The 24,075-nt window shown below is 67.9% G+C and carries 20 protein-coding genes; 6 read left to right on the top strand and 14 right to left on the bottom strand.

Going from position 1 to position 24,075, the window contains the following annotated elements; translation table 11 throughout:
* Positions 1-25: 25 nt before the first annotated feature.
* The gene (locus MHY20_RS05585) at positions 26-340 is read right to left on the bottom strand and encodes a hypothetical protein (RefSeq protein WP_239375517.1); all 315 of its coding nucleotides are present in this window, start codon (positions 338-340) and stop codon (positions 26-28) included.
* 178 nt (positions 341-518) lie between these two features.
* Here MHY20_RS05585 and MHY20_RS05580 point away from each other — a divergent pair, with 178 nt between their 5' ends.
* Positions 519-1,964, top strand: coding sequence for a mannitol dehydrogenase family protein (locus MHY20_RS05580; protein ID WP_239375515.1), 1,446 nt, complete (start codon positions 519-521; stop codon positions 1,962-1,964).
* Between the two features lie 21 nt (positions 1,965-1,985).
* Here MHY20_RS05580 and MHY20_RS05575 read toward each other — a convergent pair whose 3' ends face one another.
* The 5 genes from MHY20_RS05575 to MHY20_RS05555 all read right to left on the bottom strand — a co-directional run bounded on the left by MHY20_RS05575 (position 1,986) and on the right by MHY20_RS05555 (position 7,706).
* Complete coding sequence (locus MHY20_RS05575; protein WP_239375513.1) at positions 1,986-3,047, bottom strand: helix-turn-helix domain-containing protein; 1,062 nt, start codon at positions 3,045-3,047, stop codon at positions 1,986-1,988.
* A 167-nt stretch (positions 3,048-3,214) separates the two neighbouring features.
* A complete protein-coding gene (rbsK, locus tag MHY20_RS05570) occupies positions 3,215-4,153 on the bottom strand; it encodes a ribokinase (RefSeq protein ID WP_239375511.1) in 939 nt (312 codons plus the stop codon).
* 1 nt (position 4,154) lies between these two features.
* Positions 4,155-5,204 (bottom strand): aldose 1-epimerase family protein, encoded by a 1,050-nt coding sequence (locus tag MHY20_RS05565; RefSeq protein ID WP_239375509.1) that lies wholly within the window; start codon positions 5,202-5,204, stop codon positions 4,155-4,157.
* Between the two features lies 1 nt (position 5,205).
* Positions 5,206-6,606 carry an L-fucose:H+ symporter permease gene (gene fucP, locus MHY20_RS05560; RefSeq protein WP_239375507.1) on the bottom strand — a complete coding sequence of 467 codons (1,401 nt, stop codon included), beginning with the start codon at positions 6,604-6,606 and terminating at the stop codon, positions 5,206-5,208.
* Between the two features lie 176 nt (positions 6,607-6,782).
* Positions 6,783-7,706, bottom strand: a complete 924-nt coding sequence (locus MHY20_RS05555) for a sugar-binding domain-containing protein (protein ID WP_239375505.1) — start codon at positions 7,704-7,706, stop codon at positions 6,783-6,785.
* A 144-nt stretch (positions 7,707-7,850) separates the two neighbouring features.
* On the opposite strand from MHY20_RS05555, the gene MHY20_RS05550 reads away from it, so the two are divergent.
* Positions 7,851-9,329 carry a sodium:solute symporter gene (locus MHY20_RS05550; protein ID WP_239375503.1) on the top strand — a complete coding sequence of 493 codons (1,479 nt, stop codon included), beginning with the start codon at positions 7,851-7,853 and terminating at the stop codon, positions 9,327-9,329.
* Here MHY20_RS05550 and MHY20_RS05545 read toward each other — a convergent pair.
* From MHY20_RS05545 to MHY20_RS05525, 5 genes are all read right to left on the bottom strand, one after another.
* The gene (locus tag MHY20_RS05545; protein ID WP_239375502.1) at positions 9,294-10,187 is read right to left on the bottom strand and encodes a hypothetical protein; all 894 of its coding nucleotides are present in this window, start codon (positions 10,185-10,187) and stop codon (positions 9,294-9,296) included. The two genes, MHY20_RS05550 and MHY20_RS05545, sit on opposite strands and share 36 nt — an antisense overlap.
* A gap of 142 nt (positions 10,188-10,329) precedes the next feature.
* Entirely contained in the window at positions 10,330-11,292 is a 963-nt protein-coding gene (locus tag MHY20_RS05540) for a restriction endonuclease (RefSeq protein WP_239375500.1), read from the bottom strand.
* Between the two features lie 364 nt (positions 11,293-11,656).
* Entirely contained in the window at positions 11,657-12,991 is a 1,335-nt protein-coding gene (locus MHY20_RS05535) for an ABC transporter substrate-binding protein (protein ID WP_239375578.1), read from the bottom strand.
* A gap of 71 nt (positions 12,992-13,062) precedes the next feature.
* Positions 13,063-14,016 (bottom strand): carbohydrate ABC transporter permease, encoded by a 954-nt coding sequence (locus MHY20_RS05530; RefSeq protein ID WP_239375498.1) that lies wholly within the window; start codon positions 14,014-14,016, stop codon positions 13,063-13,065.
* Positions 14,013-14,975: a sugar ABC transporter permease gene (locus MHY20_RS05525; RefSeq protein WP_239375497.1), complete on the bottom strand. Its 963-nt coding sequence runs from the start codon at positions 14,973-14,975 to the stop codon at positions 14,013-14,015. The genes MHY20_RS05530 and MHY20_RS05525 overlap by 4 nt, the downstream gene beginning before the upstream one ends.
* A gap of 187 nt (positions 14,976-15,162) precedes the next feature.
* On the opposite strand from MHY20_RS05525, the gene MHY20_RS05520 reads away from it, so the two are divergent.
* Together MHY20_RS05520 and MHY20_RS05515 are read left to right on the top strand one after the other, a co-directional pair.
* Positions 15,163-15,999, top strand: a complete 837-nt coding sequence (locus MHY20_RS05520) for a protein phosphatase 2C domain-containing protein (protein ID WP_239375496.1) — start codon at positions 15,163-15,165, stop codon at positions 15,997-15,999.
* Positions 16,000-16,103: 104 nt separating this feature from the next.
* A complete protein-coding gene (locus MHY20_RS05515) occupies positions 16,104-17,246 on the top strand; it encodes a GNAT family N-acetyltransferase (RefSeq protein ID WP_239375495.1) in 1,143 nt (380 codons plus the stop codon).
* A 39-nt stretch (positions 17,247-17,285) separates the two neighbouring features.
* Here MHY20_RS05515 and MHY20_RS05510 read toward each other — a convergent pair whose 3' ends face one another.
* From MHY20_RS05510 to MHY20_RS05500, 3 genes are all read right to left on the bottom strand, one after another.
* Entirely contained in the window at positions 17,286-18,086 is an 801-nt protein-coding gene (locus MHY20_RS05510; RefSeq protein WP_239375494.1) for a hypothetical protein, read from the bottom strand.
* 247 nt (positions 18,087-18,333) lie between these two features.
* Complete coding sequence (locus tag MHY20_RS05505; protein ID WP_239375493.1) at positions 18,334-18,966, bottom strand: MBL fold metallo-hydrolase; 633 nt, start codon at positions 18,964-18,966, stop codon at positions 18,334-18,336.
* A gap of 26 nt (positions 18,967-18,992) precedes the next feature.
* Complete coding sequence (locus MHY20_RS05500; RefSeq protein WP_183373567.1) at positions 18,993-20,099, bottom strand: S-(hydroxymethyl)mycothiol dehydrogenase; 1,107 nt, start codon at positions 20,097-20,099, stop codon at positions 18,993-18,995.
* 103 nt (positions 20,100-20,202) lie between these two features.
* Here MHY20_RS05500 and pheS point away from each other — a divergent pair, with 103 nt between their 5' ends.
* Both pheS and pheT read left to right on the top strand, forming a co-directional pair.
* Positions 20,203-21,294, top strand: a complete 1,092-nt coding sequence (gene pheS / locus MHY20_RS05495) for a phenylalanine--tRNA ligase subunit alpha (protein WP_239375492.1) — start codon at positions 20,203-20,205, stop codon at positions 21,292-21,294.
* A gap of 2 nt (positions 21,295-21,296) precedes the next feature.
* Entirely contained in the window at positions 21,297-23,927 is a 2,631-nt protein-coding gene (pheT, locus tag MHY20_RS05490; RefSeq protein WP_239375491.1) for a phenylalanine--tRNA ligase subunit beta, read from the top strand.
* Positions 23,928-24,075: the final 148 nt, after the last annotated feature.

The following is a 24,075-nucleotide window of genomic DNA, read 5'->3' as shown; positions in this document are numbered from 1 at the left end:
CAATCGCCCCACCCCACCCTTCACCTCAGGTGTTCAGCCCGGTGCGGCCCTTCAGCTTCGCGATGATCGCGCCCACGAGCACGATCGCCATCAGGCCCCACGTGACCAGCACGATCGGTCCGGGCACGAGGGAGGCGAAGGACCCGTAGGCGGCGGTGCCGATCGTGCCTGCGGCGACCAGCCCGCCGACTCCGCGCAGCAGTGTGCGGCGGGTGGGGGTGCGGGAGCCGACGGGTGCTGCCGCGCGTCGATGCGAGGCGGGGGAGCCCGGCCGAGTCCCGGCGGAAGGGAATGACGAGCATCGTATATCGATGCGCAACGGCGTTGCGAACTGGGTCACAGGATGAGTGTCGGGCCGAGCGCCGCGGCCCAGGGCCTTCGTTCCCTGGTGCAGGCCAGTGCCGAGGAATACAGTGGCGGTATGCCCGCCGGCCCCGTCGGCGGGAAGGCTGCGGCGGTGCCGGGCACGGCCTCGTCGCTGCGGCGCAGAGCCGCGCCGCGATGGAGAGGAGACAGCTGTGACCGCCCTGACCCGCGAGAACCTTCAGACCCGCACTCGCCGCGTGGGGGTGTCCTCCACAGCCGGCACGGCCCGTCCGATCCGCATCGTCCACTTGGGCGCCGGTGCGTTCTTCCGCGCCCATGTCGCCTGGGCCACCGACCACGCCGACCCGGAGGGCGAATGGGGCATCGCCGCGTTCACGGGCCGCTCCGCGAAGCAGGCGAACATCCTCACCGACCAGGACGGCCTGTTCACCCTGCTGATCCGCGGCGACCAGGGGGACGACGCGGAGATCATCTCGTCGGTCTCCGCCGCGCATGACGGCGCCGACATCGACGCCCTCACCCGCCTGCTCGCCGACCCGCAGGTGGCGGTGGTGACGGTGACGATCACCCGCGACGGCTACCCCCTCACTGCCGACGACGCTCTGGACACCGAGGACGCCCGGGTGGTGGCGGACCTGACGGCGCTGGCCGACGGATCCGCAGCGCCCGCCGGGCCGCTGGCGCGCCTCGTGCTGGGCCTGCAGGCCCGCATGGACGCCGTTGCGGGCCCGATCGCGGTGGTGCCGTGCGATTCGATCACGAACAGCGGCCCCGTCACGCGCGAGGCGGTCCTCACCTATGCGCGCGCCCGCTCCGGCGAGCTCGCCGACTGGATCAGCCAGAACGTGTCTTTCTGCTCCACCTCGGTGGATCGCACCACCCCGCCGGCCACCGATGAGGACGCACAGGAGGTGCAGGCGGTGACGGGTCTGCGCGACGCCGTGCCGGCGGTGTGCGAACCGTTCTTCTCCTGGATCATCGAAGGGGACTTCCCGGCGGGCCGGCCCGCGTGGGAGAAGGCCGGGGCGGTGTTCACCGATGACCTCGAGCCGTTCGAGCGCAGGCGCGAATGGCTGCACGACGGCGCCGGCATCCTGATGGCGAACCTCGGTCAGCAGCTCGGCTGCGAGTCCCCGGCGGACGCGATGGCCGATGACTTCGTGCACCGCGCGATTAAGCAGTGGTGGAACGAGGCGGAGCGGCACCTGCCGGCGAGTGTGGATGCGCAGGCGTACCGGCATGCGCTCGCGGACAGGTTCGAGAACAGCCGCATCGACCCGGCGCTCGCGGACATGGCGGTGGACTCCCTGCAGAAGCTGAAGGACCGGATCGTGCCGGTGGCGCTGCTGGAGCTGCGCGCCGGCCGGCTCCCGGAGGGGGCACTGACGGCGATCGCCGCGTGGGTGGAGCGCTGGCTGACGGGCTCGGCGGACCCGGATGCCCAGTCCGACCGCATTGAGCGGGCCCTCGCCGGGGTGGATGGGCAGTTCACCTCGGATGTGGACTGGGAGACCGATGCGGAATCAGCGGCGGAGAAGGTGCGGGTGCTTCTGCAGCTGCTGTCGCCGGAGCTGGCGGCGAACCGTCGCGTGGTCGATCATGTGCGCGCTGAGGTGGCGTCCGAACTGAACGGGTGAGCGGGACCCGTCGGCCGCCCGTCAGGACGCGACGGGCAGTTCGATGGTGTCGACGTCCACGTCGAGCATCCACGCGAGCGTGGTGGGCGGCAGCATGCCCTGCAGCACCTGCTGCAGGTGGGCGTTGATCAGCCACCGGGGGAACGTGCGGGCGGAGGAGGCGATGAGCAGGTCCGTCAGCGGGAGGCCCTTCTTCTCCGCGCGTGCGGAGCGTTTGCCGCGGTCGGCTTCGGTGCGGTCCGCTTCGGACTGCAGGCGGAACAGGTCACTGGTGCTCATGGCGAGGTTGCGGCGCACCCGCTTCGGGGTGCGGATCCGCAGCTGCTCGAGGCGGGCGCCGAGCGCCCGCGTGGGCACGCCCCAACGGCGGAGGATGCGGCAGAGAGCGGCGCGGGAGATGCTGTTCCAATCGATGGAGCGCAGTTCGTTCTCCGGCATCAGCAGCTCATCCGCCACGGAGATGACGTCCTGGTCGGTGGGGTTGTCGCGGCCCACGGCGGCCATGGCGAGGTGCATGGCGATGTCCACGTTGGACTGGGTCCAGTCGGCGCTGGTGGGGATGGCGATGATGATGCGGCCCTCCACATCGAGGTGGTGGGGGCGCATGAGTTCGCGGGCGCGGATCACGTCCACGCCGATCTGACCGAGGCGGTTGTCGAGCGCTTCGAGGAACTGAGGGCCCAGGCCCACGCGCAGTTCGTGCGGAGTGCGCGGCAGCGGCGGCGTGGGGTGGATGGTGCCGGACTGGGTGTAGGCATGGCGCAGCTGGTCGAGGAAGACCTCGTCGTCCTCGAACCGGGGCAGCTTCGTGTTCTGCGGGTTCGGCTGGCCGCGCCATTCGCGGCGGTCGGACCTGTCACCGGTGACGAGGTGGCGGAGGTCCGCGCCGAGGAAGTCGGCGATGCGCACCAGCTCCGAGGAGGTGAAGGCGCGCTTGTCGTTCACCGAGCGGGACAGAGCATCCGGTGTCATGTCCACGGAGGCGGCGGTGACCTTCTGCGTCACCTGGGCGGCGCGAATGGCGTCACGGACCCTGCTGCCGATCGTTCCGCCGTGTTCTGTGGTGCGCCCAGAGCTGCTCATGGTCCCAGCATACGAAGCGCAGGTGACGGGCAGGTGAACTCCGATGCTGGTCAGGGCACGGATGTGACCAACCGGATGTGGGATCGTTCACGCACTGACACACGGGCGTGCATCAGAGTTCGCCGCACTCGCCGCCGGCACAGACCCGGCCGCGTGACGCCTCCCGGTCAGGACCCGGCAGTGAGCTCCCGCAGCTGGTTCGCGAACCGGTCCTGGAACTCGCCGGCCCGCGCGTAGGACGTCTGCGTTCCGGCGCGCGTCACCGAATCCGCGGCGTACAGGGTCGCGGTGCGGATCGAGGTTTCGATGTCCCCGGTCTGCACCCACGTGTGGCTGAAGCAGCCGATGAACGCATCGCCCGCACCGGTGGTGTCATGCGCCGCGACCTGCACGCCCTCGATGTGCTCTTCGTGCTCCCCGGTCACCCACAGGGCGCCCTTCGCGCTGAGGGTGACGATGACATGGGTGATGCCCTGCCGCACCAGCACCCGCGCCGCCTTGCGGATGTCGGTCATGTCCTCCACCGGCATGCCCGTCAGCAGCTCCAGCTCCGTCTCGTTCGGGACGAAGAACTGCACCGCCCGGATCCGATCCAGCTCCAGACCGGGGGACGCCGGCGCGGGGTTCAGCAGCACGGGGATGCCGAGCTCCTCACCGAGCGCGATCGCGGCGTACACGGTCTCCAGGGGGATCTCCAGCTGCAGCACGATCAGGTCGCAGCGGGCGATGTCCGCCCGTGCCCGTTCCACATCCGCTGGGGTCAGGTGCGCGTTCGCACCCTTGACGATGATGATCGAGTTGTTCGAATCGGGGTCCACGAAGATCGGTGCCACGCCGCTGGTGGCGTCGGTGCGCAGAACGTGCGTGGTGTCGATGCCGTGGTCGGCGAAGTTCTGCACCGTCGTGTCGGCGAACACGTCGTTGCCTACTCGGGTCACCATGACCACGTCGGATCCGAGGCGGGACGCAGCGATCGCCTGGTTGGCTCCCTTGCCGCCGCATCCGAGGGCGAAGTCGGGCGCCTCCACGGTCTCGCCCTGAGCGGGCATGCGGGAGATGTACGAGATGAGGTCCACCATGTTGGACCCGATGACGGCGATGGCCATGTCAGGACTCCTTGCTGAGGCAGTCGGCGGGGGAGGATTCGAGGCCGGTGCGCACCCGAAACGTGCGGGTCTCACCGGCGCGCAGGCGGATGAGGGTGCCGGCCCGGTCAGCGGCGAGGAACCCTTCGGGGCGGGAGGTTCCCGGCAGTACGAACGCGGCCACCTTCTGGTCCGGGTTGTGGAGGATCCACCGGGTGGCGGTGGGGAACTCGGAGGAGGCGAAGGCGGTGACGAACTGGCCGCCGTTCGGTGCGTCCATCCGGAAGATGAGGTCCTCCCCGTAATGGGGGAGGTCATCGGCGAAGAACACGATCTCCGGGTCGTAGTCCTCCGCGCCCTGCAGGCTCTGCGGGTCCCGTCGGCCGCCCCGCAGCTCCTCGTTGACCTGCTCCCACGCGGGCGTGGGGGTGACGTGCGCGGGCACCGTGTCGCGCAGGCGGAATGCATCGTCCGGAATGGACTGCGTGAAGCGGGCGCCGGGGGAGAACGCGTAGTTCATGTGGCACATGTACTGCAGCGGCATATCGGCGTAGGCGGACAGGTTCGTCACCGTCATCGCGATGTCGAACGTGCTCGCGTCCGCGGTGAGGGTGACCGACGGGGCCGCGAGGTAGTGGTGACCAAAGCCCTTCACGTACTCGCCGTATGAGCGGACGGTCAGCTGGTCCCCGTCGGCCACCAGTTCGGCGGTGTCCAGCGCCATGCAGGCGAACTCGCCGTGCAGCGGGTGGGTGTCCTCCGGGGCGGGGCAGCCCGCGGCGAGCAGTCCCGCATGGAACGCGAAGCAGCCGTAGGTGTCCTCGATGCTGGCGGCGGGGCGCGGCTGGTCGAACATGTTGTCCATGCGGAGGCTGACGCCGTCGAACTCGGCGTCCCAGATGATCTGCCCCATGAACGGCAGCACTTCCACGTGGCCGCGGGAGCTGCGGATCGTGAGGGACTGGATGCCGGTGGGGTAGGTGCGGGCGGTGACCTCGAAGCCGTCGGAGGTGCAGACCACCTGCGGGTCGCTGCGGAACAGGTGGCGCGGCAGGGGGATGGTGAGCGCCATGTCAGAACGCCTCCTCGGTGAGGGATGCGTCCTTCGCGTGGCGGGAGGTGCGGTACTGGGCGATGAAGTAGGTGAGCATCACGGCGAAGCAGACCGCGTTGATGATGAAGCTGAACTGCATGGAGCCGCTCAGGTCCGAGATCAGCCCCTGGACGGCGGGGATGACGGCGCCGCCGATGATCGACATGACGATGATGGCGCCGCCGGTCTCGGTGTAGCGCTTGTCGGTGATCGTGTCGAGGTTGCGGGCGTAGATGGTGGCCCAGCCGGGGCCGAGCAGCGCGGAGGCGACAACGGCGGCGTACACCGCGGTGAAGTTCGGGACCAGCACCACGTACATGACCACGAGGACGCCGAGGGCGCTGTAGATCATCACCACGAGGTCCTCGTTCATGCGGGAGATGAGGAGGTTCGCGATGATCTTGCCGATGAAGAACGCGATGAATGCGGCGATGAGGTAGTTCGCGGCGGTCTTCTCGTTCAGTGTGGTGTCCATGTTGAGGGCGAGGCGGATGGTGAAGGACCACAGGGCGGTCTGCACACCGACGTAGAAGAACTGGGCGATCACGCCGAACACGAACATGCGGTTCTTCAGCAGGTAGGTGAGGGTTTCGCCGACGGGTGCGTGCGCCTTCGCCGCATCCTCATGCTGTGGCTTGCACTTCGGGTACTGGGTGATGGCGATGAGCGCCACGAGGATCACCAGCGCCACGATGATGAGGCGGTACGGGTCGAGGGTGCGGCCGAGCGCGGTCTCGATGATCTGCTGCTTGGTGGCCTCGTCGGGTGCGGCTTCGATGCGGCGGTGGAGGGCGTCGCCGTCGTCGAACACGAGGAACTTGCCGAGGAGTGCGCCGCCGAGGAAGCCGACGGCGGTGAAGGTCTGCGACACGTTCAGCCGCAGGGTGGCGCGGCGCCTCGATCCGATGAGGGAGGAGTAGGTGTTCGCAGAGGTCTCCAGGAAGGACAGGCCGATGGCGATCGCGAACAGGGACGCCAGGAACACGGTGTACGTGCCGACCGTGGAGGCGGGGAAGAACAGCAGGCAGCCGGCGATGTACACGCTCAGGCCGATGAGCAGACCTGCCTTGTAGGAGAAGCGTCGGATGATGCGGGAGGCGGGGATGGCAATGACGAAGTAGCCGCCGTAGAACGCGGACTGCACGAACGCCGAGGCGAAGTCCGAGAGGGTGAAGACCGCTTTGAACTGGGTGATGAGGATGTCGTTCATGGACGCGGCCATGCCCCACATGGGGAAGCAGATGGACAGCAGGATGAACTGGAACATCGGGGTGCGGTCCAGGTAGCCGTTCTTCAGCTGCAGGCTGCGGTCTTTGATCAGCCCCCACGTGGTGTTGGGGGTGCCGCGGTCCTGGTCGGCGGCGGGTGCTGTGGTGGACATCGTCGTCTGCCTTCACTGTTGGGGAGTGCGGCTGCGGCGGGGGTCCGTCGTGCTCGTGCCACTCCGTCGTGGGTGAGGGCCACCACGGTAGAGACACGGGCGGCGGTTCCCAACCGCTGGGCGGCACATTTGTGCCGATCGGTCTCGGCGCGGGCTGTCGGTGATGCCCACCGGTGTCAGGTGTCGAGGAGGGTGCGCGCGGTCTCCACGTCGGTCACGAGGTGGGTGGCGTAGCGGCCGAGCAGCGCCGCCCGGGTGATGGCGGCCTGGCTCTGCCCGCCGGCCACGAGGATCCGAGTTTCGATCTGCCGCAGGGCGGGCAGGGTGAGGCCGGAGGTGAGCTGGCTGCGCATGGGGTCGTGGATGGACCCGTCGGCGGTGAGGTCGCGGCCGAGGAGTGAGCCGACGGGTCCCTCTCCACCGGCGGCGCCGTCGCCGTCTCCGGTCTCGCCGGGGCCGTCGACGCCGAGGACGGCGATCCGCACGGCCCGCTGCTCAGCGAGCACGCCCCGAAGCTCCGGCTCCTGCTCGGCGGCGACCTTCGCCTCAAAGCTGGGGTAGATGAGCGGGCCGGGCGGGCAGGTGACCGGGTAGCCGAGCTGCCGTTGCACGTGGGTGAGGACCGATTCGGGCGGGCAGCAGTGCTCGCGTCCCTGCAGGCTGACCGTGGTGACGCCGGTGAGGCCGTGATGCCGGACGGCGCGGGCCGCTGCTTCGGTTTCGGGTGACCACCAGATGCCGAGGCTGTCCCCGGGGCGGACCTCACCGGTGAGGAGGTGTGCGGCGCCGCGGCCGAGGGAGAGGGCGAGGTCGGTGGGGCCGCGGCCGACGGGGACCACGAGCCGAACATCGCTCAGGCCATAGGTCTGGGTCAGGGCGTGGATCAGGGCTGTGTCGGTTTCGCGGGGGTCTGTGATGACCGTGCGGACGAAGCCCTTGTGCCGCGCGGTACTGAGCAGTTTGGACACGGTGGCGCGATTGACGAACAGGCGCTTGGCCACCTGTTCCTGGGTGGCGCCGGCGTAGTACAGCTTCGCGGCATCCAGGGCGAGCAGGTCGCGGCGCGACAGGCCGTGCGGACGCGCGGGGCTGCTGCTCACGGCTGCTCCTTCCTGCTCGGGGTGCCGGGCCCCACAACTCTACGGCGGGGTGTTCAGCGGGCGGCGGCCGCGCTCGCGGTTGCCCCGCGCGGGTGACCTGTGTCTCAATGGAGGATCCCGTGTCGTCTCCGTGAGGATCCCGCCGTGCAGCTGCTCGACATCGCCGTCATCGTTCTGTACCTCCTTGCCACCGCCTGGCTCGGCCTGAAGCTGTCCGGCAAGCAGACGGGTGTGCGCGACTACTTCCTCGGCAGCCGTGACCTGCCGTGGTGGGCTGTGTGCCTGTCTGTGGTGGCGACGGAGACGAGCGCCCTGACGGTCATCGGCATCCCGGTGATGAGCTACCTCGGGAACATCTCCTACCTGCAGCTGGGGCTCGGCTACATCCTCGGGCGCGTCATTGTGGCGTTCCTGCTGCTGCCGCGCTACTACGACGGTGAGATGGTCACCGCCTACGCCTACCTCGGCAAACGGTTCGGTGAGTCCACGCAGGCCACCGCGGGGATCACGTTCATGGTGACCCGTCTGCTGGCCGACGGGGTCCGCGTCCTCGCCGCGGCGATCCCGCTGAAGGTGATCCTCGACGGGCTGGGAGTGCACGCCAGCTATTTCGTGATCATCGTGGTGCTGGCTCTGGTCACGATCCTGTACACGTTCATCGGCGGCATCCGGGCCGTGGTCTGGGTGGATGTGGCGCAGATGCTGCTGTACGTGGTGGGCGGCATCATCGCACTGGTGGTGGTGACGTCGGCGATCGGCGGCTCGTGGCTGACGGACGCGATCGCCGAGGGCAAGACCCAGCTGCTGGTGCTGGAGGGGAGCCCGATCTCCGGTGCGGATTCGCTGATCCCGTCGCTGATCGGCGGCACCGTGTTCGCGATGGCGTCCCACGGCTCGGACCAGCTGGTGGTGCAGCGGCTGCTGGCGTGCCGGACGAAGGCGGAGGCACAGAAGGCGCTGATCGCATCGGGCGTGGTCGTGGTGGTGCAGTTCGCGGTGTTCCTCGCCGTGGGCCTCGCCCTGTGGGGCTACTACCAGCAGAAGTCGCCGGCCGAGCTGGGGCTGACCCGGGATGACGAGATCTTCCCGCACTTCATCATCGAGGGACTGCCGGCGGGGCTGTCGGGTCTGCTGCTGGCAGGAATCCTGGCGGCGGCGATGTCGACTCTGTCGTCGTCCCTGTCGGCGCTGTCGTCCTCGACGGTGACGGATGTGGTGGCCCGGTTCCGGCGGGATCCGCTGACGGAGGAGCAGGGCCTGCGTGTGGGCCGGTGGGCCACGATCGCGTGGGGTGTCGCGTTCATCCTCCCGGCCACGGTGTTCACCTCGGACGAGGGCAGCATCGTGATCCTCGCGCTCGGCATCGCAGGGATTACGTACGGAGGCCTGCTGGGCGCGTTCATCTTCGGGATCGTGAACAAGCGTGCCCGCGCGGCCGACGCGAACATCGCGTTCGCCGTCGCGGTCGCAGTGAACGCGTTCTTCTTCGTGATGGAGAAGTACGTTGTGGGCGACGTGTGGGTAGCGTGGCAGTGGTACCCGCTGCTGGGCGTGCTCGTCACCTTCGCCGTGGGCGGGCTGCTGTCGCTACGGCGTTCGGCGCCAAGGGCGGCGCGGGGGTGACGACGGGTTCGATGATGCTCTGTCATACACCTTGTCGGCGAGAAGAAAATTGTGGGCGGTTCGCTGCATGGCCCGCTGGTGCGCCATGGTGCCGAGAGCGAAGCGGCGAGCAGCGGAGAGGATCTTCTGATCCTTCAGCAGTCGCTCGAGGTGGTGCGCTGAGTTCACGGTGATCGGGATCGCTGAGTAGGACGCATATTCTGCTGTGCGCGCCCGGCGCAGCCGACGGGGCAGCTCACCGCCGGTGGCGGCGATGTTGAGTGTTGTTTCCAGCCGCCCGGGGGAGCTCCGCCACTCGGTGATGAAGATTCCCTCCACTTTTCCGGTTGTGATGGTCGCGATTCGGCGATAGTCGGGTCGAGACCATGCCATGCAGGTCATCAGCCACCGGTCCGCTTCGAGCAGGCGAGGCTCGGGGACAACGTTTCGGAGATAGATGCTGAGCAACTTGATGACAGTTTCAGCGAATTCCGTTCGTTCCAGTGCAGCGAGCTTCTTCTGGTTGCGGGCGAGCAGAGCATCCGTGCGAAGTGCTGCTCCTGGGCCGAGTGGTGCGTCTGGTGCCCAGGTGGAGTAGGTGCCTTTGATCCATCCGGGCAGGGGGATGGAGAGCGTGTCTTCTCCGATCGATTCGATGATGGAGGGCATGGACATCAGCGCAACGTTGCGCAGAGTATTCCCGGAGGCTTCGTAGTGGGAGATGAGCAGCCGTTCCACCTCGTCGAGGTGGGCTCGGTCAATCGGAGTGAAACGGATCGATTGGATCTGCTGAGGCCATCGCCGTGCATGGTGGGTGTATCGGGTGGCGGCATTGAACGACTGCCCTACGTACATGTCTCCGTTGGTGAAGGTGAGCACGTAGATGCCGCAGGTCGGCAGGTCAGCGGGCCAGCGCGATGCCAACGAGAAGGGGATGCTCGTATCGAATTCGGTCCACTGCAGTCCGGTGACGAGCTCCCTCAGATTCTTCGGGGGGTGCGACATGGGGTGCGCCCTGAGCTCATACTGCTTCGGAGTCGAAGAAGTCTTCGTCGATCCTGAACAGGGTGTATTCGTGCGCTTTCTGGACGGCGACCTCGTAGTCCAGCATGAGGCGGGTGAGCTTGAGCCCGTCGATCAGGATGATGGTGCTGTGGCGGGCCTGCTCGGCGGTTTTCACCGCCTTGGGGAGGAACGTGGAGGTGGTGATGAACACACCTTGGTTAGCGCCTTGTGCCATGAGCGATCCGATGAAGTTGCGCATTTCGACGTCGCCGACCCGGTTGGTGTCGGCGTAGCGCTTCGCTTGGATGTAGATCGATGACAGGCCGAGGGCGTCCTGGCGGATGATGCCGTCGATCCCGCCGTCACCAGACTGACCCATGTGCTGTTTCTCCCCGTGGGCACCGCCGTAACCCATGGCCCAGAGCAGTTCGATGACGGCTTTTTCGAAGAACTCCGGCGATGACTCCTGCAGGCGTTGGCGCAGGATGGTTTCGGTCTGTGCGTTGTACGACCGCTGTGAGGCCGCCATGTGTTCCTCGATACTGGCCTCCGTGGTGGTCTCGGACGAGGGAACAGCAGCGGAGTGCATGCCAGAGGGCTCAGGAGAAGTCGTTTGACGTCGTTCCGCGATCTCCGCCTGGTAGTTCGCCCACTTCGGCCATTCGAGCATGTCCTCTTCGCTGTAGATGGAGAGGTTCCGGCGGTTGACGGACTGTCCGTCTTCGGTGATGCGGTAGTAGCCCCGCTGTGGGCGTTCGAGCAGACCGGCGTATCGGAGACCCGAGCATGCCCAGCCGATGCGGTTGACGTACCGGGGCTGTCCCGATGCGATCGTTTCGGCCCGCGTCTCGGCGTCTAGCCCTCGGAGGTCGGCGACCAGGCGGTGCACGTCGCGGAAAGGGCGAACTTGTCCATCCGCGAGCACTCGAAGAACATCGGGACGGAACTCATCGGTCGTCGGTGTCTTCTCGCTGGTCATCCTTGTCCCCTGATTGAACTGCTGCAGCTGCCGCGTGAACGCGCGGCGGCTCTTGAAGTATAGGTTCAGGCAAGCCCTGTCCTGCCCGGTCCCCGGCGCCAACTTGTTCTGATTGTGGTGCCGGGCCAATAGCCAGCGCAGCGATATGGCTCTTTTCTCTCGGCGAGCCTGCGAGTATGGGCTTTATGACGCAGCAGCCCCGACTAACTCGTTATCCGACTTGTCGGGACGAGTGTGAACCGACGCTCCGTAGCACCCGTCGGCCGCCCACCCGCGGACACAACCCCCGCCCGCACACAGTAGAGCGCCCGGCCCCACCGTGCGGGAGGAACCGGGCGCCCAAACAGCCGTCAGAGCCGGAACATCACTTCTTCTCGATCTTCGGCTTCACATCCTTGTCGTAGATGCCCTGCAGGTTCTTCTGCAGGCCCTCCAGCGACTGCTTCACATCCGCCTTGTCGTTCAGGATCGACGCCACAGCCTTCGCGATCTCCTGATCCGCACCGGGCAGGTACACGCGCGCATAGTCCTGCTTGCGGGTGTGCTCCAGCTGCTTGATCGCCGTCTCGATCTGCGGGGTCTCCTTGATGATCGCGGACATGTCCGAGCTCTTCCGGTTCGGCATGTACCCGGTCGCCGCCGAGAACTGCGCCGTGTTCTCCGGCTCACCCATGAACTTGATGAACTCCGCCGCAGCGAGCTGCTCCTCCGGCTTGATCGCCGCAGGAATGCCCAGGCCGGCGCCGCCCGTCGGGCACACCGGGCCATCAACCGGGCCCGCGGGCAGGAAGCCCACGCCCACATCGAACTTCGCGGCCTCCAGGATGCCCACCAGGGACCCGGTGGAGGCGATCGTCGCCGAACACACCCCACCGGCGAACGAATCCGCCGAATCCGAGGACGCCACCTGCGCCCACTTCTCCTTGTGCACCGAATCCTGCACCCACTGGAACGCCTCCACCGACTTCTCCTCGGTCAGCTTCAGATCCCACTCGTGGGAGTACTCCGCGCCGCGGCCCCACAGCACGTTCTGCAGGGTCCAGCCGGCGTAGCCCGCCAGGTCCGGGTACATGAACGCCGTATCCGCCTCAGTGAGCTTCTTCGACCATTCAGCGAACTCGTCCCACGTCTTCGGGGCGCGGTCCTCCAGGCCGGCGGCCTTGAAGTGGTCACGGTTGTAGTAGAACAGCGGGGTGGAGCGGCCGTACGGCATCGCCCACTGCTTGCCGTCGTACTGGTAGTCCTCCACGAGGGTCTCGCGGTAGTCATCCAGCTGGAAGTCCAGCTGCTTGAGCAGGTTGTCCAGCGGGATGATGTTGCCGTTCATGAAGTAGCGGAACCACCACACGTCGGAGAGCACCACCACGGCGGGCAGACCCGAGTTCGCCGCCTGCGCCGTCTGGAAGCGCTGCGCGATCTCCTCATAGTTCTGGCCGCCGGTCACCAGGTTGACCTCGATGCCGGTCTTGTCCGTGAAGTCCTTGATCAGCTTCGTCTCGATCTCCTTCGCACCGCCCGGGTGGGTGGACCAGAAGTCGATCTTCTTCGCCGGCTTCACGCCCTCGAAGTCCACCTCCTTCGCCTTGTCGTTGGAGGAGTCGCCGCCCACGGTGGGGCCGCCGCAGGCAGCCAGGGCGAACGCGCCGGCGCCGAGGCCGGACAGGGACAGCAGGGTGCGGCGGGACAGGCCCGTGCGCAGAGGTGAGGTCATCGTCAATCTCTTTCGTTTCAGGGTGATGGGTGAGTGATGGATGGAAGGAAGAGTGAAGGTCAGCCGGTGACACTGCCCTGGGTGAGGCCGGAGACGATGTAGCGCTGCAGCATCGCGAAAACCACCAGGATCGGAATGATGATCAGCACCGCGCCGGCCATGAGGATGCCCCAGCCGGACCCGGTGTTGCCCTCGGAGTTGGCCAGCGCAGTCAGGCCGACGGGCAGGGTCATCATGTGCGAATCCGTGACGATGATCAGCGGCCAGATGTAGTCGTTCCATTCGGTCACGATCGTCACCAGCGCCACCGTCGCGATCGAGGGCACCGAGATCGGCACCACCACCCGCCACAGGGACTTCCAGTGGCCTGCGCCGTCCAGGGTCGCGGCCTCCAGGATCGACGGCGGGATCGACAGGAACTGCTGGCGCAGCAAGAACGTTCCGAACGCCGTGCCCAGGCCTGGCACGATGATCCCCCAGTAGGTGTTCACCCCGCCCAGCTGCGCGATCAGCACATAGTTCGGCAGGATCGCCACCTGCGGCGGCACCATCAGCGCCACCAGGATCAGCACGAAGATCACCCGCTTGAACGGGAAGCGCACGAACACCAGGGCGTACGCCGTGAAGATCGCCAGCACGATCTTGATGACGGACCCGATCACCGTCACGATCACGGAGTTCAGGAAGAACCGCGGGATCGGCACCGTGTTCATCGCCGTCCGGTAGTTCGCCAGCGACGGATCCTCCGGCCACACCACCAGGTCCTGCGTGACCAGCTCATGCGGCGACTTGAACGAGGAGATGACCATCCACAGCAGCGGCAGCGCCACCACCAGGGTCGCCATCACCAGAGGGAGGTACCCGCCCACCAGGGTGCCCACGAGGTTCTGCTTCGAGAACGGTCCGGTGTTGCGGTGCCGGTAGCGCTGCGGGGAGCGCCCGCCGACGGGGCCCTGCGAGGCACGGTTCCCCGTGGCGCTGCTGGGGGAGTGGGATGCGGTGGCTGTGCTCATGCGTAGTGCACCTTCTTCTCCACGTAGCGGATCTGGATCACGGTGATCAGCAGCAGGAACACGAACAGGATCACGGCGATAGCGGCGGAGTAGCCGGCGCGGGAGTAGCCGCCGAACGCCTGCAGGTACACCTCGAAGATCATCACGTTCGTGCCGCGGCCCGCCGGGGTCATGATGCGGATGATGTCGAACGCCTGCAGCGAGTTCAGGATCGTGGTGATCAGCAGGAAGAACGTGGTGGGGGACAGCAGCGGAAGCGCGACCGACCAGAAGCGCCGCACCGGGCCCGCACCGTCCAGCTCCGCCGCCTGAAGCACCTCCGTGGGCAGGGACTGCAGGCCGCCCAGGTACACGATCGCGCAGTAGCCGAGGTTCTTCCACACGTACACGATGATCACCATCACGAGCGCCCAGTTCGGGTCGTTCACCCACTGCGGACTCGTCAGCGCCACCTGGCGCAGAACCCAGGCCAGGGCACCGAAGTTCGGGTCGAAGATGAACAGCCACACCAGGCCCACACCCACGCCGGACAGCACGTATGGGGCGAAGATCGCCGTGCGCGCCACGGTGCGTCCCGGCAGCCTCCGGTTCATCGCCACGGCGAACAGCAGACCCAGCACCATCGACCCGCCCACCGTGGCAACGGTGAAGATCAGAGTGATGAGCATGGTGCGGCGCCCGCCCTCACTGGTGAAGAACTCCACGTAGTTGCCGAGCCCGATGAACTCCGCGGTGGTGGAGCCGAGCGTCCAGTCCAGCAGCGAATAGTTCAGGTTCGTCAGCAGCGGCCGGTACGTGAACAGTGCGATGAGGATGAGGTTCGGCGCAGCGAATGCGAGGAACACCCAGAAGTCGCGGCGGGACCGGGCGGAGAAGCGCCGGCGGCGGGCAGGGGCGCCCTCAGCGGCCCCGCGCGCGGCGGGCGTCGAAGCCGGGGCGGCCTGATCGGAGACAGACATGGTCGAGAACCTCGGGGACGAAGAGGAGGGGCTTCCGCGCCGCCCGGGTAGGGCGGTCACGGTCGCATGGGATTCACCGGTTCGCGGTGACTGGCATCATATATAACGCTATCGGCTCAGGTCTGCGCGGGGGTTGTTTCGGGCGTTGACCAGGCTTCATATAACGTTCATTTCAGGAGTGACGCAGATGACTCACATCTCGCCCAGCGGACGCCCGTTGCCACCTGTCACTGCTCATGGTGCCAGCATCCCCGGCACCGACCACATCCTCCAGGACACGTGGGGCAGCACCGGCGGCTGCGCCTGGGTGATCGACGGCGCCACCCGGCGCACCGACTCCGACAACAACGCCGTCGCCGCATGGGTCGCCGACCTCAGCACCCGCATCCGCGACGAGCTCGAGGCGGCGCCCTTCGCCCCGCTCACCACCGTCCTCGAACGCGCCATCGCCTCCGCGGATCGACCCGGCCCGCCCGACGCCCCGCACCCGTCGGGCACCGCCGCCCTCGCCCGGCTCACCGATACGGGCGCGGACGTCCTCGTGCTGTGCGACTCGGGCGTGCTCGTGGGGGAGGAGCTGCTGCGCGATGACCGCCTCGCGAACCTCCGCCGCGACCTCGGCGGCTTCGCCACGATCGACGCTGCGCGCAACGCCGACGGCGGGTTCTGGGTCGCCGGCGGGGAGCCATCGGCCGCGCACCGCGCCGTCACCCGGCACCTGCCCGGGGTGGACCGGGTGATGCTGATGACCGATGGAGTCGCTGACGAGATCGGCCGCCTCATCCCCACCGCCGCTGACGCCTGGGCGCTGCTCGGCCCCGACTCCTCGTCTGACCCCGACCCCACGCCCGATTCCGACCCCGCGTCCGACTCCGGCCTCGGGCCCCGCTCCGGCCTGGTCTCGATCGCGGCGGCGCTGCGCGAGCTCGCCCCGCGCATCATCGACCGCGACGGCCGCTGTGACGACCTCACCGCCGTCATCCTCGCCCGCCCCTCCCAGACTTCAGCAGCATCCCGCACCTGAACGGCGCTCCATACGTGCGGCATTCTGCTGAAGTATGGAAAGAAGAGGGAGGGGCGGGCTATTTCGATTGCGGCGCCCGTCGGCCCAGTGCGACACTGAACCCCATGAACTCCGACCGCACAGCCGACGCCTTCGCCGCAGCCGCCGCCGTCACCTTCCCGCTGTGCCCCGAGGGACCCGTCATCACCCTGCGCCCCGCAGATCTGAAGAGCGATGCCGACGTGGAGCAGATCCTCGACATCGAGATCGCCGACTCCCTCGCCTTCACCGGCGCCGCCGAGAAGCACACCATTGCGCAGCGGCGCGCCCTGCTCCAGTCCAGCCCGATGGCGCACATGCTGCCGGTGGTCGCCGAAATGGAGATGCTCGAGGGCGGCACACAGATCGTGGGCTTCGATACCGTGTTCGCGCCGCGCCTGGACAACACCGACACGATCTTCAGCCACCAGGTCGTGCACCCCGCGATGCGCCGCCAAGGAATCGGCCGCGCCCTCGCCCAGTACGCGCTGGACATCGCCCACGCCACCGGCCGCACGAAGACATCCGTGTTCGCCACCGTTCGCGAAGGCGAGGACATGGACTCGGAAGCGGGTGTGATCCTCGCGCGCCGAGCCGGCCTCAAGCACGTCTCCACCGCCGGAGTGCGCGTCTGCGACCTCCCCATCAGTGAGGACGCCCTCGCCCGCATGCAGGACGCGATCGGGGAGCAGGCCGACGGGTACTCGATCGAGATCGTGCAGGACCCCATCCCCGAGGACCTGCTGGAGGACTGGGGCGCGATGCTCGCCCAGCTCGACATCGACGACCCGGATGAGGACTACGAAGCTGAGGTGCCGACCTACACGCCGGAGCGGATCCGGGCGGCGGAGAAGCGCCGCGCCGATGGCGGCGTCCGTCGGGTCACCGCGATCGCACGGCACATCGAGACGGGCCGCGCCGTCGCCCACACCTATATCGAGTTCTCCGACCACCCGGAGACCACGCTGGCGTGGCAGGAGAACACCCTGGTGATGCCGGAGCATCGCCGGCGGGGGCTTGCTCGCGCGGTGAAGCTCGCCCTGCATCGTGAGCTCGCCAGGATCGCTCCGCACCTGACGCGCATCATCACGTGGAATTCCCACATCAACGACTCGATGATCCACATCAACGAGCAGCTCGGCTACCGGCGCATCGGCAGCGAATACATTTTCCAGGGACCTGTGCCGGAGCGCCTGGACGGCCCGGCGGGGGACAGCCGCGCAGCCTGACGACCGCGCAGTCTGACAGCCGCGGCAGCACCCTGAGGGTCAGCGGACCCTGACGTCCCGGTTCCCGATGGGGTCCTTCAGATCGATCGGGACCACCCCGGTTCTGACCTCGGAGGAAGGGCACGGGTCCCCGGATTCGGCCTGCGGCTCGCCGATGGTCACCACGACCTCGTCGGCGCTCTCCGACACGTGCACCGGCACCCCGACACAGGCGCTCTTAACCGTGTACGGGATGGCGGGGGCCGCCACCGCGAGATCAGTCGAGGCCGGCGGCCCCTCGGTGATGGCCGTCCGCGGGAACCGAAACGTGGTCACCGGAAGGTCCCACAGGTAGGCGGGGTGCTGGGCGTCCGGGTCCACCCTCACCCAGGGGTAGGTCCGGGATGACTCAGCCGGGACTTCGTCCACCGGGATGATGAGCGACGGATCAGCGATCTGCGCCTCATCCGCGTCCAGCTGGAGGTCGTTCTCGATCGTCCCCACTTTCGGGGCGCCCTGTGCCCGCGTGCGTTTCCTCTCTTCCAGGTCGGCGAGCTCCTCCTGTACCTGGCGATCGTGTGCCGCCTTCTCCGCCTCCCGGGCCTGCTCCTTCTGCATGTGTTCGACCGACCATACCCCGCCGGCAATGCTGGCGAGCAGGATGACCACGCCGGTCATGCGATAGAGCTCCACAGCGGCGGGGTTCAGCTTCATCTTCCTGCCCTCGGCGAAGTGCCACGCCTCTTGGTAGTAGAGCGCCGTGCGCGGCGCAATGACCAGGAAGAGACCCACGGCTACGCCGAAGATGCACGCGATCAGCGGGAAGGCGTCAACCGAACTGGAACTGGTGGCTGTGTTCATGCCGTCACAGTATCTACGGGACAGATCGGGCGAAAGGGGCCGAATTCCCCGCACTGCCCATGTCGCTGCCGGCGGCCGGACCCTTGTGATACGGGCACTGGACCTCGAGAACGAACTGGAGCTCGCCGAAGCAGGCCAGCTTATCGCCGCGCCGCCTGACGAAGAGGGCCCGCACTGCATCAGCAGCGCGGGCCCTCATCTCTTCCAGCAGGCAGAGCATCACCGCGGGGCCAAGGGGCCCCGCGCCTCAGTCGTCCTTCAGCCAGCCGTCCTTCCTCGCAGCGTCGACCTCGGCACCGATCGTGGTGGACGGGCCGTGGCCCGTGTTCACCGTCGTCTCGCGCGGCAGCGTGAACAGGCGGCGCTGGATCGTCTCCTCGATCTGCTCCCGGGACGAGAACGACCGGCCGGTCGCCCCGGGACCGCCCTCGAACAGGGTGTCGCCGGAGAACAGCACGTTCTGCGACGGAATGTAGAAGCACACGGAACCGGGGGAGTGGCCCGGGGTGTGGAGGGTGAAGATCTCCGTGTCGTCCAGGGTGAACGTGGAGCCCTCCTGCAGATCCTCATCCCATTCGAGGTCGCCGTGGGTGAGCTTCCAGACCTCTTCGTCGTCCGGGTGCAGCAGCATCGCCGCCTCCAGCTCCTGGGCGAGCTCAGGCGCGAAGCGGACATGGTCATCGTGGGCGTGGGTGAGCAGCAGCGCGAGCACCTCGCGGCCGTCCACGACCTTCTTCACGGCGTCGATGTCGTGCGGGGCGTCGATCACCACGCACTGATCGTCGGTGCCGATCACCCAGATGTTGTTCTCCACCTCATGGGTCTCGCCGTCCAGCGAGAACGTGCCGGCGGCAGTGGAATGGTCGATGCGCAGGGTCATGGCGTGTCTCCTCCTCAGTCCGGGCCTCAGGCCCCATCTCCGTACAGGGCAACAGAGCGCAGCACTTCGCCGCGGCCCATCTTCTCGAACGCCGCTTCGATCGCATCACCGGCGATCGTCTCGGTCACGAACTCATCCAGCGGCAGACGCCCCTGCAGGAACAGGTCCGTCAGGTACGGGAAGTCCCGCTCCGGCAGGCAGTCGCCGTACCAGGAGGACTTCGTGGCGCCGCCGCGGCCGAAGATCTCGATCATGGGCACTTCGAAGGTGTCCGTCGGGTTCGGCACGCCCACCAGGACCACGCGGCCGGCGAGGTCGCGGCCGAAGAACGCCGACTCCAGGGTCTCCGGGCGGGCCACGGCGTCCACCACCACGTCGGCGCCGAAGCCGCCGGTGAGCTCGCGGATCTTCTCAGCCACCTCCTGCGGCTCGAGACCCTTGGTGTTGACGGTGTGGGTGGCGCCGAAGGTCTTCGCCCAGTCGAACTTCCGCTCATCGATGTCGAGCGCGATGATGGTGGTGGCGCCGGCGAGCTTCGCGCCCGCCACGGCAGCGCAGCCCACCCCGCCGAGGCCGATCACGGCAACGGTCTCGCCGCGCTTCACCTCGCCGGTGTTGATGGACGCGCCGATGCCGGCCATCACACCGCAGCCCAGCAGGCCGACGGCTTCCGGGGCGGCATCGGGGTTCACCTTCGTGCACTGCTTCTCATGCACGATGGTCTTCTCCTGGAATGCGCCGATGCCGAGCGCGGCCTCCAGCTTCGTGCCGTCCTCCAGCTCCATCTGCTTTGAGGCGTTGTGGGTGTCGAAGCAGTACTTCGGCTCGCCCTTGCGGCAGGCGCGGCACTGGCCGCAGACGGCGCGCCAGTTCAGCACCACGAAGTCGCCCTTCTCCACATGGGTGACGTCCTCACCGATCTCGGCGACCACGCCCGCGGCCTCATGGCCGAGGAGGAAGGGGAACCCGTCGTGGATGTCGCCCTGACGGTAGGCGAAGTCGGTGTGACAGACCCCGCAGGCCTGCACATCCACGATGACATCGTTCGGGCCGGGGTCCGGCACCACGATGGTGGTCAGTTCGGTGGGCTCCTTCGCAGCTCGGGCGACAACACCGGTCACATTCCAGCTCATGGTGATTCTCCTGTTCTCACGGTGTGCATGGCTCGGTCCTGACCCTATCCGGCCCGTAGGATAAGTGCAGTCACTTCCCACGATGGAGAAAGCGTGTGATTCCGTGAGCCCCACCCAGGAGTTCCCCTCCGAGCAGGAGATCCGAGCGGCTGTGGACGCCGCCCTCGCCGCGATCGGGCAGGCGAGCAGCAGTGCGGAGCTGAAGCAGGTGCGCATCGACCATGTCGGCGACAATGCGCCGCTGTCGATCGCCAACCGCGGCATCCGCGACCTGCCGAAGGAGCAGAAGGCCGCCGCCGGCAAACTGATCGGCGGGTCGAAGGGCCAGGTGCAGAAGGCCCTCGCTGAGCGCCAGCAGCAGATCGCCGCGGAAGAGCTCGAGCAGGCTCTGCGCAGCGAAACGGTGGACGTCACCACCTGGCAGGACCGCCTGCCGCGCGGTGCCCGCCACCCGCTGTCCACCCTGGGGGACCGCATCAGCGATTTCTTCGTCGGGATGGGCTGGGAGATCGCGGAGGGCCCCGAGCTCGAAGCGGAATGGTTCAACTTCGATGCCCTGAACTTCGATGAGGACCACCCGGCGCGCCAGATGCAGGACACGTTCTACGTGGCGCCCGAGGGGTCCGGTCAGGTGCTGCGCACCCACACCTCCCCGGTGCAGGCCCGCACCCTGCTGGAGCGCGGCGTGCCGCTGTACATCGCGTGCCCGGGCCGCGTGTTCCGCACCGACGAGCTGGACGCCACCCACGCGCCCGTGTTCACCCAGGTGGAGGGGCTGGCGATCGACAAGGGCCTGACCATGGCTCACCTGGAGGGGACCCTGAACGAGTTCTCCCGCGCCGTGTTCGGGGGGGAGCCGATCACACGCCTGCGCCCCTCCTACTTCCCGTTCACGGAGCCGAGCGCGGAGATCGACTTCCGCTGCTTCTCCTGCGACGCCCGCGCCGGCATCGACCATGACGCCGACCCGGCCTGCCGGGTGTGCGGCGGCACCGGCTGGATCGAGATGGGCGGCTGCGGCATGGTCAACCCGGCCGTGCTGCGCGCCTGCGGGGTGGACCCGGAGGAGTACCAGGGCTTCGCGTTCGGTCTCGGCATCGAACGCATCCTCATGCTGCGCAGCGCAGTGCCCGACATGCACGACATCGTGGAGGGCGATATCCGCTTCTCCCAGCACTTCGGAACGGAGATCTGAGAATGCCCCGCATCCCCCTGACCTGGCTCGCCGACCATGTGGAGCTGGAGCCCGGTGCCACGGCGGAGAGCGTCGCTGCACGCCTGGTCTCCGTCGGCCTCGAAGAAGAGGAGATCATCCCCGCGCAGGTCACCGGCCCCCTCGTGGTGGGCCGCGTTCTCGACCTCGTGAAGGAGGAGCAGAAGAACGGCAAGACCATCAACTGGGTCCGTGTGGACGTGGGCGATGAGCACAACGAGGAGAAGGACAACCCGAAGGACCCGCAGCCCGGCGAGGAAGTGCCCAGCCGCGGCATCATCTGCGGGGCGCACAACTTCGTGCCCGGGGACCTCGTTGTGGTCTCCCTGCCGGGCACGGTGCTGCCCGGACCGTTCCCGATCGCGGCCCGCAAGACCTACGGCCACATGTCCGACGGCATGATCTGCTCCACCGCGGAGCTCGGCCTCGGCGACGGCATCGGCGACGAGACCAAAGGCATCATCGTGCTCGGCAAGGGCTCCGCCGAAGGCATCGACGCGAAGCCCGGCGATGACGCGATCGCCCTCTTCGGCCTCGGCGAAGAGGTCGTGGACATCAACGTCACGCCCGACCGCGGCTACTGCTTCTCCATGCGCGGTGTCGCCCGCGAATACGGCCACGCCACCGGCGGTGCGTTCACCGACCCGGCGCTCAGCGGCGCCGCAGGGAAGGACTCCCGGCCGACGGATGCCGCCGCCACCAGCGGCCCTGACGGCGAGCCGGTGCCCGTTCAGCTGAAGGACGACTCCCCGATCCGCGGCCAGATCGGCTGCACCGCCTACGTGGCGCAGAAGGTGACGGGGATCGACCCGTCGGCCCCGAGCCCGCGCTGGTTGCAGCAGCGGCTCATCCTCGCCGGCATGCGCCCCATCTCGCTGAGCGTCGACGTCGCGAACTACGTGATGTTGGACCTCGGCCAGCCGCTGCACACCTTCGATGCGGACAAGCTCACCGGTGGGATCACGGTGCGCCGCGCCCGCACGGGCGAAACGCTCACCACCCTCGATGACCAGGAGCGCACCCTGTTCGAGGAGGACCTTGTCATCGCCGATGACTCCGGCGTGATCGCACTCGCCGGCGTCATGGGCGGCGCCTCCACCGAGGCGGGGGAGTCCACGACCAGCGTGCTGCTGGAGGGCGCGTCGTTCTCTCCGATCAGCGTGGCCCGCACGGCCCGCCGCCACCGCCTGCCCTCCGAGGCGTCCAAGCGGTTCGAGCGCGGCGTGGACCCGGCGCTGCCGCAGATCGCGGTGCAGAAGGCCGCCGAGATGCTCGTGGAGTTCGGCGGCGGCACCATCGAACCCCAGCGCACCCATGCCCGCACCGAGGAGCAGCCCGCCCTCGCCCCGATCGAGCTTCCGCTCGGGTTCGCCGAGCGGCTCGTGGGCGTCCAGTACTCCCGTGAGGATGTTGTGGGCCGCCTGGAGCAGATCGGCTGCACAGTGGTCACCTCCTCCACCCCAGCCGAGGGCGGTGAGGAGGTGCTGACGGTGCAGCCGCCCAGCTGGCGACCCGACCTCACGATCCGCGAAGCGCTCGTGGAGGAGATCGCCCGCCTCGTCGGCTACGACCAGATCCCGTCGGTGCTGCCGAAGGCTCCCGGTGGCCGAGGCCTCACCCGCCTGCAGCGCGGACGCCGCGCCGTCCTCACGGCGCTCGCGGAGTCGGGCCTCACCGAGGTGCTGACAGTGCCGTTCACGAGTGAGCAGGTGCTGGATGACCTCCAGGTGCCCGCTGATGATGAGCGCCGCTCAACGGTGCGCCTTCTCAACCCGCTGCAGGACGATCAGCCGCTGATGCGCTCCAGCATCCTCGCGACCCTGCTGCCCGCGGCGCAGCTGAACATCGCGCGCGGTGAGGACGCGGTCGCGCTCACAGAAGCGGGCACCGTGTTCTTCCGCGGCTCCGGTCAGGTGCCGGTTCCGTCGGCCGAGACGCGGCCGACGGATGCTGAACTGGCAGCGATCGATGCTGCCCTTGCGCCGCAGACACGCCGCCTTGCCGGTGTCCTCGCCGGTGCTGTGGCGCCGGAGGGCGTGGCGGGGAAGGCCCGCTCCTGGGACTGGGCGGATGCGATCAGTGCGGTGAAGCGCGCCGCGGACGCCGCCGGTGCACAGGTCGAGGTGGTCCAGGGCGAGATCGCCCCGTTCCACCCGGGCCGCACCGCCGAGATCCGCACCGCAGAGGGCGACCTGCTCGGCCACGCCGGTGAGCTGCACCCGAGCGTCATCAAGGCGTTCAAGCTGCCGGCGGGGGCGTCGGCGTTCGAGATCGACCTGGATGCGCTGATCGAATCGGCCCCCTCGGTTGTGGATGCGGTGCCGGTGTCCACGCTGCCGATCGCGAAGGAGGACTTCGCGTTCGTCGTGGACCAGAACGTGCCGGCATCCGCGGTCCGCGCCGCCATGCTGGTGGGCCTCGGCGATGCCGCGGAGTCCGTGCGGCTGTTCGATGAGTACCGCGGAGACCAGGTCGCCGAGGGGAAGAAGTCGCTGGCGTTCGCGGTGCGTCTGCGTCCGCTGGAGTCCACGCTGAACACGAAGCAGATCGCTCAGCTGCGCCAGCAGGCGATCGATGCTGTGGCTACGGCCATGGGAGGCGAGCTGCGCGCCTGATGCGCTGACGACTCCGCGAGGACCGGGTGGGGGGTGTCCCTATGTTTCGAGTCAAGCCGCGAGAGCGGTCGGCTCGGGGGTAGGGGCGGTTGTCGGTGGCTGGTAGTAGGTGCCGTCGCGGAGCATGGCGTAGATGACGTTGCAGCGG

Source organism: Helcobacillus sp. ACRRO (assembly GCF_022347125.1).
GTDB classification, from domain to species: Bacteria; Actinomycetota; Actinomycetes; order Actinomycetales; family Dermabacteraceae; genus Helcobacillus; species Helcobacillus massiliensis.
This window is presented reverse-complemented; position numbering and strand designations above follow the sequence as displayed.

Excerpts from the sequence above, each read along its gene's own strand:
- MHY20_RS05575 (WP_239375513.1), bottom strand. The coding sequence starts at position 3,047 with ATGAGCAGCTCTGGGCGCACCACAGAACACGGCGGAACGATCGGCAGC.
- rbsK (WP_239375511.1), bottom strand. The coding sequence starts at position 4,153 with ATGGCCATCGCCGTCATCGGGTCCAACATGGTGGACCTCATCTCGTAC.
- MHY20_RS05565 (WP_239375509.1), bottom strand. The coding sequence starts at position 5,204 with ATGGCGCTCACCATCCCCCTGCCGCGCCACCTGTTCCGCAGCGACCCG.
- fucP (WP_239375507.1), bottom strand. The coding sequence starts at position 6,606 with ATGTCCACCACAGCACCCGCCGCCGACCAGGACCGCGGCACCCCCAAC.
- MHY20_RS05540 (WP_239375500.1), bottom strand. The coding sequence starts at position 11,292 with ATGACCAGCGAGAAGACACCGACGACCGATGAGTTCCGTCCCGATGTT.
- MHY20_RS05530 (WP_239375498.1), bottom strand. The coding sequence starts at position 14,016 with ATGAGCACAGCCACCGCATCCCACTCCCCCAGCAGCGCCACGGGGAAC.
- MHY20_RS05525 (WP_239375497.1), bottom strand. The coding sequence starts at position 14,975 with ATGTCTGTCTCCGATCAGGCCGCCCCGGCTTCGACGCCCGCCGCGCGC.
- MHY20_RS05520 (WP_239375496.1), top strand. The coding sequence starts at position 15,163 with ATGACTCACATCTCGCCCAGCGGACGCCCGTTGCCACCTGTCACTGCT.
- MHY20_RS05515 (WP_239375495.1), top strand. The coding sequence starts at position 16,104 with ATGAACTCCGACCGCACAGCCGACGCCTTCGCCGCAGCCGCCGCCGTC.
- MHY20_RS05510 (WP_239375494.1), bottom strand. The coding sequence starts at position 18,086 with ATGAACACAGCCACCAGTTCCAGTTCGGTTGACGCCTTCCCGCTGATC.
- MHY20_RS05505 (WP_239375493.1), bottom strand. The coding sequence starts at position 18,966 with ATGACCCTGCGCATCGACCATTCCACTGCCGCCGGCACGTTCTCGCTG.
- MHY20_RS05500 (WP_183373567.1), bottom strand. The coding sequence starts at position 20,099 with ATGAGCTGGAATGTGACCGGTGTTGTCGCCCGAGCTGCGAAGGAGCCC.
- pheT (WP_239375491.1), top strand. The coding sequence starts at position 21,297 with ATGCCCCGCATCCCCCTGACCTGGCTCGCCGACCATGTGGAGCTGGAG.